The sequence below is a fragment of the Trinickia diaoshuihuensis genome, from assembly GCF_003390925.1.
In the GTDB taxonomy this organism is placed as follows: Bacteria; Pseudomonadota; Gammaproteobacteria; order Burkholderiales; family Burkholderiaceae; genus Trinickia; species Trinickia diaoshuihuensis.
The window spans coordinates 1-14,076 of sequence record NZ_QUBS01000065.1 but is presented as its reverse complement, the minus strand read 5'-3'; the positions used below and the strand labels follow the sequence as shown (position 1 = coordinate 14,076).

The 14,076-nt window shown below is 63.9% G+C and carries 11 protein-coding genes; 2 read left to right on the top strand and 9 right to left on the bottom strand.

The features are described 5' to 3' along the window. Positions 1 to 23: 23 nt before the first annotated feature. The 9 genes from bamA to rpsB form a co-directional block, all read right to left on the bottom strand. Entirely contained in the window at positions 24 to 2,330 is a 2,307-nt protein-coding gene (gene bamA / locus DXT59_RS13060) for an outer membrane protein assembly factor BamA (protein ID WP_116137316.1), read from the bottom strand. Positions 2,331 to 2,398: 68 nt separating this feature from the next. Further along, positions 2,399 to 3,772, bottom strand: coding sequence for an RIP metalloprotease RseP (rseP, locus tag DXT59_RS13055; RefSeq protein WP_116137338.1), 1,374 nt, complete (start codon positions 3,770 to 3,772; stop codon positions 2,399 to 2,401). 7 nt (positions 3,773 to 3,779) lie between these two features. Beyond that, positions 3,780 to 5,003, bottom strand: coding sequence for a 1-deoxy-D-xylulose-5-phosphate reductoisomerase (locus DXT59_RS13050; protein ID WP_116137315.1), 1,224 nt, complete (start codon positions 5,001 to 5,003; stop codon positions 3,780 to 3,782). Between the two features lie 18 nt (positions 5,004 to 5,021). Beyond that, positions 5,022 to 5,843, bottom strand: a complete 822-nt coding sequence (locus DXT59_RS13045) for a phosphatidate cytidylyltransferase (RefSeq protein ID WP_116137314.1) — start codon at positions 5,841 to 5,843, stop codon at positions 5,022 to 5,024. Next, a complete protein-coding gene (gene uppS, locus DXT59_RS13040; RefSeq protein WP_116137313.1) occupies positions 5,837 to 6,619 on the bottom strand; it encodes a polyprenyl diphosphate synthase in 783 nt (260 codons plus the stop codon). Before uppS ends, DXT59_RS13045 begins: the two co-directional genes overlap by 7 nt. A gap of 55 nt (positions 6,620 to 6,674) precedes the next feature. Next, a complete protein-coding gene (frr, locus tag DXT59_RS13035; RefSeq protein WP_116137312.1) occupies positions 6,675 to 7,235 on the bottom strand; it encodes a ribosome recycling factor in 561 nt (186 codons plus the stop codon). A gap of 94 nt (positions 7,236 to 7,329) precedes the next feature. Beyond that, positions 7,330 to 8,043 (bottom strand): UMP kinase, encoded by a 714-nt coding sequence (pyrH, locus tag DXT59_RS13030; protein ID WP_116137311.1) that lies wholly within the window; start codon positions 8,041 to 8,043, stop codon positions 7,330 to 7,332. Positions 8,044 to 8,229: 186 nt separating this feature from the next. Next, a complete protein-coding gene (gene tsf / locus DXT59_RS13025; protein ID WP_116137337.1) occupies positions 8,230 to 9,111 on the bottom strand; it encodes a translation elongation factor Ts in 882 nt (293 codons plus the stop codon). Positions 9,112 to 9,267: 156 nt separating this feature from the next. Beyond that, positions 9,268 to 10,020, bottom strand: a complete 753-nt coding sequence (rpsB, locus tag DXT59_RS13020) for a 30S ribosomal protein S2 (protein WP_116137310.1) — start codon at positions 10,018 to 10,020, stop codon at positions 9,268 to 9,270. A gap of 373 nt (positions 10,021 to 10,393) precedes the next feature. On the opposite strand from rpsB, the gene map reads away from it, so the two are divergent. Continuing rightward, a complete protein-coding gene (gene map / locus DXT59_RS13010) occupies positions 10,394 to 11,200 on the top strand; it encodes a type I methionyl aminopeptidase (protein WP_116137309.1) in 807 nt (268 codons plus the stop codon). Positions 11,201 to 11,378: 178 nt separating this feature from the next. Beyond that, the gene (locus DXT59_RS13005; protein WP_116137308.1) at positions 11,379 to 13,949 is read left to right on the top strand and encodes a [protein-PII] uridylyltransferase; all 2,571 of its coding nucleotides are present in this window, start codon (positions 11,379 to 11,381) and stop codon (positions 13,947 to 13,949) included. Positions 13,950 to 14,076 lie beyond the last annotated feature (127 nt).

The window sequence follows — 14,076 nt, the reverse complement described above, 5'->3', positions numbered from 1 at the left end:
GCTGGACAGGGTATGGCGCGCCGTCAGAACGCCGTCCCGATCTGGAATTGGAATTTCTGGTATTGGTCGCCCGTATGCTTCTGAACCGGGAAGCCTAAACTGATCTTGAGCGGGCCGATCGGCGAAATCCACGCGAGACCCAGACCGTAGCCGTAACGCAAGCCGTTCGCGCCGCTGCTCGAGCCCTCCGTCCCCCAGACGTTACCGCCGTCGAAGAACGTGAACACGCGCAGCGTGCGGTCATAGCCTGTACCCGGCAGCGGGAACGTCAACTCGATATTGCCCACGACCATCTTCGAGCCGCCGATCGGATCGTTCGTCGACGAATCGCGCGGACCGAGCGAGCTCGGCTGGTAGCCCCGCACGGAGCCGATACCGCCCGCGAAGTAGTTCTTGAAGATCGGGAACGGTTTGCCGCCCAGACCGTTGCCGTAACCGCCCTGGAAGTTCAAGCCCAGCACGAAACCACGCGCGAACGAATAGTAGTACTGCGCTTGCACGTCGGCCTTGTAGTACTGCGCCGCGCCGACCGGCGTGCCGTATTCGGCATTCGCCTGCGTGAAATAACCGCGGCTCGGCACGAGCGCGCTGTCACGCGCGTCGCGCGACCAGCCGATCGTGAACGGCACGTTGTTCGACACGCGGCCGAAGTTGGTGACGTAGTCCTTGTAGACCTGCGGCGTCGTCGAATCGATATCGAGACGGTTCTGCTCGAAGCCCGCGCCGAAATACACGGTATCGACTTCGGAGAACGGAATCCCGAACTTCAGGTCGCCGCCCGCCGTGATGATGCGGAAGCTCGAACTCGTCGAGTAATACAGCGGCTGCGTCGTGCGGTAGTAAACATCGGTGATGCGCTTGATGCCGTCGACCGTGAAGTACGGATCGACCTGCGTGACGGTCAACGTGCGGTACGAACGCGCCGTGTTCACGTTCACGGAGAGGCTCGTCCCCGACCCGAAGACGTTGTCTTGCGAAATCCCGGCCGAGAGCACCACCTTGTCCGTCGACGAGAAACCGGCGCCGAGCGTGATCGCCCCCGTCGGCTTTTCCTTGACGTTGACGTCGACGTCGACTTGGTCGGACGTGCCGCCAACCGGCACCGTCGTCACATCGACGTCGGTGAAGTAGCCGAGACGGTTGATCCGGTCTTTCGAGAGCGCGAGGCGGCTCGAATCGAACCACGAGCTCTCGAGCTGGCGCATTTCACGGCGAATGACTTCGTCACGCGTGCGCGTATTGCCCGTGACGTTGATGTGGCGCACGTAGACGCGGCGGCTCGGATCGACTTGCAGCGTCAGCGCCACCTTGTGATGCACTTGATCGATATCGGGCTGCGCGTTGACCGTGGCGAACGCATAGCCGTACTCGCCGAGCTTGTTGACGATCGCCTTCGTCGTCGCTTGCAGCTTCTCGGCGGAAAAGCGCTGCCCCGGCTTGATCGTCACGAGCTTTTGCAGCTCGGCTTCGCGATCGAGCAGGTTACCGGCCAGCTTGATGCTCGACACCGTGTAGGGCTCGCCCTCATGCACCGTCAACGTCAGGTACATGTCCTTCTTGTCGGGCGAAATCGAGACCTGCGTCGATTCGATATTGAATTCGAGATAGCCGCGATTCAAGTAAAACGAACGAACGTTCTCGAGGTCGCCCGTCAGCTTGTCCTTCGAGTAGAGATCGTTCTTCGTGTACCAGGAGAACCAGTTCGGCGTGGACAACTGCATTTCGTCGCGCAGCGCGCTCGTGCTGAACGCCTTGTTGCCGATGAAGTTGACCTGGCGAATCTTCGCGCTGGGGCCTTCGTTCACGGCGAACAGGATCGACACGCGGCTGTTGTCGATCGGCGTGACCGTGGTCGTGACTTCGGCGGCGTAAAAGCCGCGCGTCAGATATTGGCGCTTGAGCTCTTGCTCCGAACGATCGACGAGCGACTTGTCGTAGTAACGGCCCGGCGAAAGGCCGACGCTCTTGAGCGCTTTGGTGAGCGCGTCCTTGTCGAACTCGTGCAAACCCGAGAAGTCGATCTCGCCGATGGCCGGGCGTTCGGCCACGTTGACGATGACGACGTCGCCGTCCGTCGCGATGCGTACGTCGCTGAAGAAGCCCGTTGCGTACAAGGCGCGGATCGCCTCCGACGCTTTGTCGTCCGTGAACGTATCGCCCCGTTTGATCGGCAGGTACGAGAACACCGTGCCGGGCTCGACCCGTTGCAAGCCCTCGATCCGGATGTCTTTCACCACGAAGGGCGCCGTCGCAGCGTGAGCGACGAGCCCGTGAGCGGCAACCGCCGCGATGGCAACCGTCTTAGGAACAAAGCGATGAGGTTTGAACAACGTGCATCCCCAGAGTTTTTAGCTACATCTGTCCGTCGCGGCCGCGCACTTGCGTACCGCCGAACACTTTAGAAATGGATTAAACGAGCCAGATCGTTGAAGAGCGCGATCGCCGACAACACGACGATGCACACGAGACCCGCCCTTTGCAAAACGAGCTGCCAGCGTTCCGACACGGCTTTGCCGGTTGCGGCTTCAACCAAATAATATAACAGATGCCCCCCGTCCAATACCGGAATTGGCAATAAGTTCAACACGCCGAGGCTGATGCTGACCAGCGAGAGAAACGAAAAAAACGGCGCCCAGCCGAGTTGCGCGCTCTTTCCCGCATAGTCGGCGATCGTCACGGGACCCGACAAATTCTTGAGCGACGCCTGGCCCGTCAGCATGCGTCCGAACATGCGCACGGAGTATACGGCGATGTCCCAGGTGCGCCGCGCGCTGCGCGCGACGCTTTCGGCCAGGCTGTAACGGACACGCGCGGTTTGCACGTGCGTCTCGAGCGCGGCGCCGATGCGGCCGGAGGCCGCGCCCGTTTGCGCATCCTCGCGCGCATCGGGCACGACGGTCACCGTCAGCGGTTGCGCGGGGGTGCCCCGCTCGATGCCGAGCGCGATCGGGCGGCCCGCCCGCGCCTTGACATAGGCGATGAACGCCTGCGCGCCGTCGATCGGCGCCCCGCCGGCCGTGCGCAACGTGTCGCCCGCTTGCAGCCCGGCGCGCTGCGCGGCGCTGCCCGCCTCGACGGCGGCGACCGTGAGCGTCCCGCCCTCATCGAAGCCGAGCTTCGTCAGGAAATCGTCGTCCAGATCATTTCCGCGCACATGGCGCAGGTCGACTTGGAAGTCGTATGTGCCGCGGCCGTCACGCGCTTGCAGCACGATGCGGCGATGATCGAACGCGGCATCGAGCAATTTCCAGCGTAGATCCGACCACGAGCGCACCGCCTCGACCTCGGCGCCGTGCTCGTCGCCGATCGCGACGACCGTTTCCCCGCCCTCGAAGCCCGCGCGGGCCGCCACGCTACCCGCCGGCGGGGTGGCGAGCGTCGCGACGGGCTCGGTCACGCCCGTGGCGAACACGATCGAAAACAGCGCGATGGCCAGCACGAAGTTGGCCAGCGGGCCCGCCAATACGATGGCGATCCGCTTGGCCACGTGCTGACGGTTGAATGCGTACGGCAGATCGGAAGGCGCGATGCCGGGACCGGGATCGCGCTCGTCGAGCATCTTGACGTAGCCGCCGAGCGGCAACGCCGAAATCGTCCACTCCGTGCCGGTCTTGCGTCCGACCCAACTGACGAGCGGCCGTCCGAAACCGATCGAAAAACGCAGCACCTTGACGCCGCAAAGCCGCGCCACGCTGTAGTGGCCATACTCGTGGACCACCACGAGCACGCCGATCGCTACGGCGAATGCGACGACTTCGATCAGCAGGTTCATCGAACGCTCACTGCACCGCGCGATCGACGGTGCCGGCGCGATGTGCCGCCGGCGCGACGAACGCGCGCCCGGCGATGAACTCGTTCGCCGCGCGGCGTGCATCGGCATCGGCGGCGAGGACGTCGTCGAGCCCGCTCGGCGTACTGTTCGACAAGCGATCGAGGACCGTATCGACCGTGCGCGCGATATCCATGAAGCCGATCCGGCGCTCGAGGAACGCCTCGACCGCGATCTCGTTCGCCGCGTTCAACGCCGCGCTCGCGACGCCGCCCGCGGCCAGCGCCTGCATCGCCAGCGCCAGACACGGGAAACGCTCGTAGTCGGGCTTCTCGAATTGCAGCATGGCGATTTGGGCGAGGTCGAGCTGCCCGACGCCCGAATCGACGCGCTCGGGGAACGCGAGCGCATGCGCGATCGGCGTGCGCATATCGGGATTGCCCAGTTGCGCGAGGACCGAGCCGTCGGCGTACGAGACAAGCGAATGGATGACGCTTTGCGGATGGATCAAAACCTCGATCCGGTCGCCCGCGAGGCCGAAGAGCCAATGCGCTTCGATGACTTCGAGCCCCTTGTTCATCATCGTCGCCGAATCGACCGAGATCTTGCGGCCCATCACCCAATTCGGATGTTTGCACGCTTCGTCGGGCGTGACGGCGGCGAGCGTGGCGGGCTCACGGGTACGGAACGGACCACCCGAGGCAGTCAAAATGATTTTGGTGACGCCGCCGTGTTCGGCCGCGTCGCGCGGCAGACATTGGAAGATCGCGTTGTGCTCGCTGTCAACGGGCAGCAGCGTCGCGCCGTGGTCGCGCACCGCATCCATGAAGATCGCGCCCGACATGACGAGCGCTTCTTTATTGGCCAATAAGATACGCTTGCCCGCGCGCGCCGCCGCCAGGGTGGGCGCGAGGCCGGCCGCACCGACGATCGCGGCGACGACGGTGTCGCACTGCTCGCTTTGCGCCACCTGCACGAGCGCATCGCGTCCATATGCGACTTGGGTCTTAGAGCCGGCGGCCTTCAACTGCGCCTGAACGCTGGCCGCGGTCTCGGCATCGCCGACCACCGCCACTTCGGGCGAGAAGCGCAAGCATTGCGCGACGAGCTTCTCGCCGTTGCGATGCGCGGTCAGCGCATAAACGGAGAAGCGATCGGGGTGACGCGCGACGACGTCGAGCGTACTGTCGCCGATCGAGCCCGTGGAGCCGAGCAGTGTCAGACATTTTTTCATATCTAAAATCCTTAGCGCTTAGCCAACGAGCAGCATCGCCAGCGGCAGCACCGGCAGAAGTGCGTCGATTCGGTCCAGCACCCCGCCGTGCCCAGGCAACAGCGCGCTGGAATCCTTCACGCCCGCCTGACGCTTGAGCATCGATTCGAATAGATCGCCGACGATGCTAAATGCCACCAGCACCGTCAGCACGAGCAGCGTGCGCGCCGTGCCGATGCGCTCGCCCAACGCCGAAACGAGCGTGGGCGCGAACGCATGCGACGGCCATACGGCCAACGCCACGACCATGACGGCGAGCCAGCCGCCGATCGCCCCTTCCCAGGTCTTGCCCGGGCTGATCGCGGGTGCGAGCTTATGTTTGCCGAACGCCTTGCCGGCAAAGTATGCGCCGATATCGGCCAGCCAAACGACTAGCAGAACGGACAACACGAACGATACGCCAAGAATACGGGCGGCGACGAGCGCGTGCCAGCAGGCGACGAGGACGACGAGACCCGCGACGGCGAGAAATAGCCGCCAGGCGCCGTGCGCGAGCGTAGGCCGGCGAATCAACACATAGGGACCGGCGAGCACCCAAAATACGGCGGCAGCCTCGAGCAGCGGTCGCGCCGCATGGGCGCCCAAGCCTAGGCGCGTGCTAGCGGCCAACGCCAGGGCGGCAGCCAGTGCATAGCCGAACGGGGCACCCCCCGGCAGTTTGAGCAGGCGAGCCCACTCCCAGGCGCCCGCAACGAGCGCAACCGCGATCAGTGCGCCGAAGGCGGCAACCGGTGCGAACAGCGTGACCGGCAGCAGCACCGCCAGCAGCACCACGGCGGTGATGACGCGGGTTTTCAGCATGGAAGGGAATCGGCGTCTTGCGATTGAGGCTCGAGTTGGGCGCTGGTGCGCCCGAAGCGGCGCTCCCTGCGCGCGTACGATGCGATCGCATCGGATAGCGTCTTCGCGTCGAAATCGGGCCAGTATGCGTCGGTGAAGTAGAGCTCGGTATAGGCGAGCTGCCACAGCAGGAAGTTGCTGATGCGCGTCTCGCCGCCCGTGCGGATGAACAGATCGGGCTCGGGCGCATAGGAGAGCGCGAGGTGCTCGGCGAAGCTGGCTTCGTCGATCGGCACCGCCTGCCCCGCGCTGGCCGACTGCTCGGCCAGCTTACGAGCAGCTTGCAGAATGTCCCAACGGCCGCCGTAGTTGGCCGCGATCGTCAACGTCAAACGCGTGTTGCGCGCGGTCTTCGTTTCGGCCCGGCGGATCAGATCCTGCACGCGCGTATCGAACAGCGACAAATCGCCGACCACGCGCAAACGAATTCCGTTGGCGTGCAGTTTGCCGACTTCGCGCTCGAGCGCGGTGACGAACAAGCGCATCAAGAACGACACTTCGTCCACGGGGCGGCGCCAGTTCTCCGAGCTGAACGCGAATAGCGTCAGGTATTCGACGCCGGCGCGAGCGCAAGCTTCGACGGCCGTACGCACGGCTTCAACCCCGCGCGTGTGACCGGCCACGCGCGGCAAGCGGCGCTGCGTGGCCCAACGGCCGTTGCCGTCCATGATGATCGCGATATGCCGCGGTACAGCAGCGACATCGGGCACGCGAACGGTAGAGCTGGTATAGGTCATGGCCGCCGAGACTCAAACTGCAAAAAAATGAAGGACACGTCGAGACTGCGAAGCCTCAGACGGTCATGATCTCGGCTTCTTTCGATTGGACGAGCTTATCGATCTCGGCGACGTATTTATCGGTCAGCTTTTGCACGTCATCGCCGGCGCGACGCTCATCGTCTTCCGAAATCTCTTTGTCTTTGACGAGCTTCTTGAGCTGTTCGTTCGCGTCACGACGCAGATTGCGCACGGCCACCTTCGCCGTTTCGCCCTCGCTCTTGACGACCTTCGTCAGTTCGCGACGGCGCTCCTCGGTCAAGGCGGGCATCGGCACGCGGATCAAATCGCCTTGCGTGGCGGGGTTCAGACCCAGATCCGATTCGCGGATCGCCTTTTCGACGACGGCGACCATCTTCTTTTCCCACGGCTGCACGCCGATCGTACGCGCGTCGATGAGCGTCAGATTGGCGACTTGCGAGATGGGCACGTTCGAACCGTAGTAATCGACCTGGATATGGTCGAGCAAACCCGTGTGCGCGCGACCCGTGCGGATTTTCGCCAAATCGTTCTTGAACGCTTCGATCGAACGCTGCATTTTCTGATCGGCGCTCTTCTTGACCTCTGCTACGCTCATTTAGACCTCCAAAACTTCATCGTTGTGCGGCTTCGCCCGCGCGGCGCCGTGGCGGCGCCTCGGGCAAAACACGCCCCGCTTCTCTTACGGGAGTTTACACGTGGACGAGAGTGCCCTCGTCCTCACCTTGTACGATCCGCTTGAGCGCGCCGGGCTTGACGATCGAGAACACGCGGATCGGCAGCTTTTGGTCGCGGCACAGCGCAAATGCCGTCGCGTCCATCACCTGCAGATTGCGGCCGATCGCTTCATCGAAGCTGATCGTCGAATAGCGCGTCGCGGACGGATCTTTCTTCGGATCCGCGGAGTATACGCCGTCGACCTTGGTCGCCTTGAGCACGACCTCCGCCCCGACCTCGGAGCCGCGCAGCGCGGCGGCCGTATCGGTCGTAAAGAACGGGTTGCCGGTGCCGGCCGCGAAAATCACGACCTTGCCCTCTTCGAGCTGACGAATCGCGCGCGGGCGGATGTACGGCTCGACGACCTGATCCATCCGCAGCGCCGATTGCACGCGCGCCTCGATACCGGCGTGGCGCATCGCGTCTTGCAAAGCCAGCGCGTTCATCATCGTGGCCAGCATGCCCATGTAGTCGGCCGTCGCGCGATCCATGCCCGCCGCGCCGCCCGCCACACCGCGGAAGATATTGCCGCCGCCGATCACGACAGCCAACTGGGTGCCGAGCCGGACGACTTCGGCAACATCGGCCACCATGCGTTCGATCGTTCCGCGATTAATGCCGAACGAATCGTCGCCCATCAGAGCTTCGCCGGAGAGTTTGAGAAGAACGCGTTTGTAGGCTGTGGGCATAGCGGTATCCGATCGCGCCGAAGAGATCACGACAATGTGGAACTGTAGGGGTGAAACATAGTGCGGGGCAAGCTCGACCGCCGTCATAAGGGAATCTGACGGCGGCTCGGGTTAACCCCGATCGGTTCGCCGAGCGAACCTGCCGCGGCGGGCATGGCGCCCGCCACGGGTACGGCAACGGCGAACTTACTGCTGCTTGGCCGCGGCAACTTGCGCAGCCACTTCGGCCGCGAAGTCGTCTTGACGCTTTTCGATGCCTTCGCCCACCACGAAGAGCGCGAACTTTTGCACCGACGCACCGGCCGCCTTCAGCATTTGCTCGATCGTCTGCTTGTCGTTCTTCACGAACGTCTGGTTCAGGAGCGAGACTTCCTTCAGGTACTTCTGCACGCTGCCTTCGACCATCTTCGCGACGATTTCGGCCGGCTTGCCCGATTCGGCCGCCTTTTGTTCGGCGATGCTGCGTTCCTTGGCGATCAGCTCGGCCGGCACGTCGTCCGACGACAGCGAAACCGGCTTCATGGCCGCCACGTGCATCGCGACGTCCTTACCGACTTGCTCGTCGGCGCCCGTGAATTCGACGAGCACGCCGATGCGCGTGCCGTGCAGGTACGCAGCCAGCTTGTTCGACGTTTCGAAACGGGCGAAACGGCGGATCGAGAGGTTTTCGCCGATCTTGCCGACGAGCGCGAGACGCACCGCGTCGACCGTCTCGCCGTTCAGCGGCAGAGCCGACAGCGCGGCCACGTCGGCCGGGTTTTGCGACACGATGAGTTCGGCCACTTGCTTGGCGAACGCATTGAAATCGTCGTTCTTCGCGACGAAATCGGTTTCGCAGTTCAGTTCGACGAGCGCGCCGGCGTTGGCGCCGATGAACGACGCGATGACGCCTTCGGCCGTGACGCGCGAGGCTGCCTTGCTGGCCTTGTTGCCGAGCTTCACGCGCAGCAGCTCTTCGGCGCGACCCATGTCGCCGTCGGCTTCCGTCAGCGCCTTCTTGCATTCCATCATCGGCGCGTCGGTCTTCGCGCGCAGTTCAGCCACCATGCTTGCGGTAATTGCCGCCATCATTCGCTCCTTGAGTCTGTCTTTCACACGCCGCTCGCATTCGATGCAAACGGCAGGCATTCGTTCGCGGCGCATCGATTGCGCCACACGTTTCGCCAGCACTTAAAAAAAGGGGGCCTATCGAGAGCCCCCTTTTTTGCCGGCGACGGGGTTGCTTTACTGCTCCCCGCCCACCTCGACGAACTCGTCGCCGTCGGCGCCGCGCGCGGCTTGCACGACTTCATTGACCGCGTTGGCACGGCCTTCGAGGATCGCATCGGCCACGCCTTCGGCGTACAGCGCCACAGCCTTGCTGGCGTCGTCGTTGCCCGGGATCACGTAATCGATGCCTTCCGGCGAGTGGTTCGTGTCGACCACGGCGATGACCGGCACGCCGAGCTTGTTCGCCTCGGTCACGGCGATCTTGTGGTAGCCGACGTCGACAACGAAGATCGCGTCCGGAATGCCGCCCATGTCCTTCACGCCGCCGATCGACTTTTGCAGCTTGGCGATTTCGCGTTCGAACAGCAGCGCTTCCTTCTTGCTCATCTTCTCGAGCTCACCCGCCTCGACCGCCGCTTCCATATCCTTCAGACGCTTGATCGATACCTTCAGCGTCTTGAAGTTCGTCAGCATGCCGCCGAGCCAACGCGCGTTGACGTACGGCATGCCGGCGCGCTGCGCCTCTTGGGCGATCGTGTCGCGCGATTGACGCTTCGTGCCGACGAACAGGATCGTGCCGCGATTGGCCGCCAGTTGACGCGCGTACTTCAGCGCGTCGTTGTACATCGGCAGCGTCTTTTCGAGGTTGATGATGTGAATCTTGTTGCGATGGCCGAAAATGAAGGGGGCCATCTTCGGGTTCCAGAAGCGCGTTTGGTGACCGAAGTGCACGCCGGCTTCCAGCATTTGACGCATGGTGACTGCCATGTAATTCTCCGCGAGGGTTGGGTCTTAAGCCGGCTGCCGTACCGGCCGCGCCCGCCCACGCTGAAAACGTGGCAACGAACCGCGGCTCGGCACCCTGGGTGCGCCGGCTTGCGAGTGGGTACTTCCTGGGTACTTCAACGACTAGCCCGAAAGTATACCACGCTTGGGTGAGCTCCCTCAAGCCGCGCTACCACTCGAGCGAACCTCGGGCGAACCTCGGGGGGAACGTCGGCGAACGTTTGCCGCTGCGGCGCACCATCGGCGCCGGCCCGAACGGCGCGAGAAGCGCGACGCGACGCGCTGCCACGGGGCTCATATGGTGCGATAATCGCGGCATTCACGTCCGCACATCCCGCTTTCAGGCCCGTCACCCATGGCTATTACGATCAAAAACGAAGACGACATCGCGAAAATGCGTATCGCATGCCGTCTCGCGAGCGAAGTGCTCGATTACATTACCCCGTTCGTCAAGCCCGGCGTCACCACGGCCGAACTCGACCGGCTTTGTCACAACTACATGCTCGACGTGCAGGGAACGGTTCCCGCGCCGCTCAATTATCAGCCGCCCGGCTATCCGCCCTACCCGAAGGCCACGTGCATTTCGGTGAACGACGTGATCTGTCACGGCATTCCCGGCGATAAGATCATCAAGAACGGCGATGCGCTGAACATCGACATCACCGTCATCAAGGACGGCTACTTCGGCGATACGAGCCGCATGTTCATTGCCGGCGAGGGCTCGATTCTCGCCAAACGCCTCGCGCAAGTCACTTACGAATGCATGTGGCTCGGGATCGAACAGGTGCGCCCCGGCGCCCGGCTCGGCGATATCGGCCACGCCATTCAGCGCCACGCCGAGGCGAGCGGCTACAGCGTGGTGCGCGAGTACTGCGGCCACGGAATCGGCACGGTATTCCACGAAGACCCGCAAATTCTGCATTACGGCCGCCCCGGCACCGGGCTCGAACTGCAAAAGGGCATGATCTTCACGATCGAGCCGATGATCAACGCGGGACGGCGCGAAATTCGCACGATGCCCGACCAATGGACCGTCAAGACGAAGGATCGGAGCCTGTCCGCGCAGTGGGAGCACACGGTGCTCGTGACGGACACGGGCTACGACGTGCTGACCGTGTCGGCGGGCACGCCGGCCAAACCGTCGATCGCCGTCGCGGCCTAAGCGGCGAGGATCGAACGGTACAAGCGCCGCCGGCCGGCGACGGCATGCCGCCACCGCCGGCCGCTCGCCGACATGACCGGCGAGCGCGCCGCCGGCGCGAGCCGCCTGGCCGTGCCGGGCCGACCACCATGCCCACCCACTCACGAATCAATCGGTTTCGAGCCGTTTTCGCCAGCCTATGAGCGTCCCCGCCGTCATCCCCGATCCAGCCTCGGTCAAAGCCGACTATCGCGCCGCGAAAGCCGATCTCCTCGCGCGCTTCAAAACGGCAAGCCGCGTCGAAGCGCTCATGCAAGCGCTTTCGCGCACGACGGACGACGCGCTCAGACGCGCATGGGACGTCTGCGAGCTGCCGCCATCGAGCGCGCTCGTGGCCGTCGGCGGATATGGCCGCGGCGAACTCGCGCCCTACTCCGACATCGATATCCTCGTGCTGCTGCCCGATAACGCCCCGCCTGAACTCGACGCGCGGATCGAGCGCTTCATCGGGATGGCTTGGGATCTCGGGCTCGAGATCGGCAGCAGCGTGCGCACGGCGGCGCAATGTATCGAAGAGGCGGGCAACGACATCACCGTGCGCACCTCTCTGCTCGAGGCCCGGCGCATCACGGGAAGCACCGCCCTCTTCGAGCATTTCGTGCTCCGCTTCAACGATACGCTGGACGCACGGGCGTTCTTTCAGGCCAAGGTGCTCGAAATGCGCCAGCGCCACGCGAAATTCCAAGACACGCCGTACAGCCTCGAGCCGAACGTGAAGGAAAGCCCGGGGGGCTTGCGCGACTTGCAGCTCATCCTATGGATCGCCCGTGCAGCCGGCTTCGGACGAAGCTGGCGCGAGCTCGACGAACGCGGCCTGATTACGGCGCGCGAAGCGCGGGAATTGCGCCGCAACGAGGCGTTTCTGAAGATGCTGCGCGCACGGCTGCACGTGATTGCCGGACGGCGCCAGGACGTGCTCGTCTTCGATCTGCAAACGGCCGCCGCCGAAAGCTTCGGGTATAGCGCCACGCAAGCGCGGCGAGCAAGCGAGCAACTCATGCGCCGCTATTACTGGGCCGCCAAAGCCGTGACGCAGCTTGCGACGATCCTGATTCAAAACATCGAAGCGCAATTGTTCCCGCGCACGAGCGGCATCACGCGCGTGATGTCGGAGCGTTTCGTCGAGAAGCAAGGCATGATCGAAATCGCGAGCGACGACGTGTTCGAGCGCACGCCTTCGGCGATCCTCGAGGCGTTCTTGCTCTACGAGACGACGCACGGCACCAAGGGCCTCTCCGCCCGCACGTTGCGGGCGCTATACAACGCGCGCGACATCATGGATTCGCGTTGGCGGCGCGATCCGGAGAACCGCCGGCTCTTCATCGAGATCCTGAAGCAGCCGCAAGGTATCACGCATGCGCTGCGGCTCATGAATCAGACTAGCGTGCTCGGCCGCTATCTGCTGAATTTCCGGCGCATCGTCGGGCAAATGCAGCACGATCTCTACCACGTCTACACGGTCGATCAGCACATCCTGATGGTGCTGCGCAACCTGCGCCGGTTCGCGCTGGCCGAGCATGCGCACGAATACCCGTTCTGCAGCCAATTGATGGCCAACTTCGAGCGGCCATGGGTGCTGTATGTCGCCGCGCTGTTTCACGATATCGCGAAGGGTCGAGGCGGCGACCACTCGACGCTCGGCATGGCCGATGCCCGGCGCTTCTGCCGCGATCACGGCATCTCGAGCGAAGACACCGCGCTCGTCGTCTGGCTCGTACGCCAGCATTTGACGATGAGCCAGGTCGCGCAAAAGCAAGATACGAGCGATCCGCAAGTCATCAAGCAGTTCGCGGAACTCGTCGGCGACGAGCGGCGGCTCACGGCGCTTTATTTGCTGACCGTGGCCGACATTCGCGGCACGAGCCCGAAGGTATGGAACACCTGGAAGGGCAAGCTGCTCGAGGATTTGTACCGAATGACGCTCGCCGTGCTCGGCGGCGCGCGTCCCGACGAGCATTCCGAACTCAAGACGCGGCAGGAGGAAGCCCTAGCCTTGTTGCGGCTCGAAACGGTGCCCGAGAACGCGCACCGCGCGCTTTGGGACCAGCTCGACGTGGGCTACTTCCTGCGCCACGACGCGGCCGACATCGCGTGGCAAACGCGTGTGCTGTACCGGCACGTACGCACGGACGCGCCGATCGTCCGGGCGCGGCCGTCGCCGATCGGCGAAGCGCTGCAAGTGCTCGTCTACGTGCCGGACCGCTCCGATCTATTCGCCGGCATCTGCGCCTATTTCGACCGCAACGGTCTTTCGGTGCTCGATGCGCGCATCAATACGACCCGCCACGGCTACGCGCTCGATAATTTCATCGTTGCGCACGCCGAGGACGACGTGCAGTACCGCGACATTGCCAACTTGGTCGAGCAGCAGCTTGCCGCGCGCCTGTCCTCCGATGCTCCATTGCCCGAGCCGTCGAAGGGTCGGCTCTCGAGGCTGTCGCGAACGTTCCCGATTACCCCGCGCGTCGACTTGCGAGCCGACGAGCGTGGGCAGTACTACATCCTGTCCGTGTCGGCCAACGACCGGCCGGGGCTTCTTTATTCGATCGCGCGCGTGCTGGCGGAGCATCGGATCGGCGTTCATGCGGCGCGGATCAACACGCTCGGCGAGCGCGTCGAGGACGTGTTCCTGCTCGACGGGCGCGGCCTTTCCGACAACCGCCTGCAGATTCAGCTAGAAACCGAGCTGCTGCGTGCGATCGCAGTGTGAGATTTTATGCGCGTCAAATTGACAGCCAAGCATCCGCGGCCGGCCTCGCCGAGCCGCGCCCCCGTTCGCGCCGGCAGCCCGTCGGCGCGCAAAACGCCGCGCGCGGCCGAGGCCCCTGCCGGGCCCG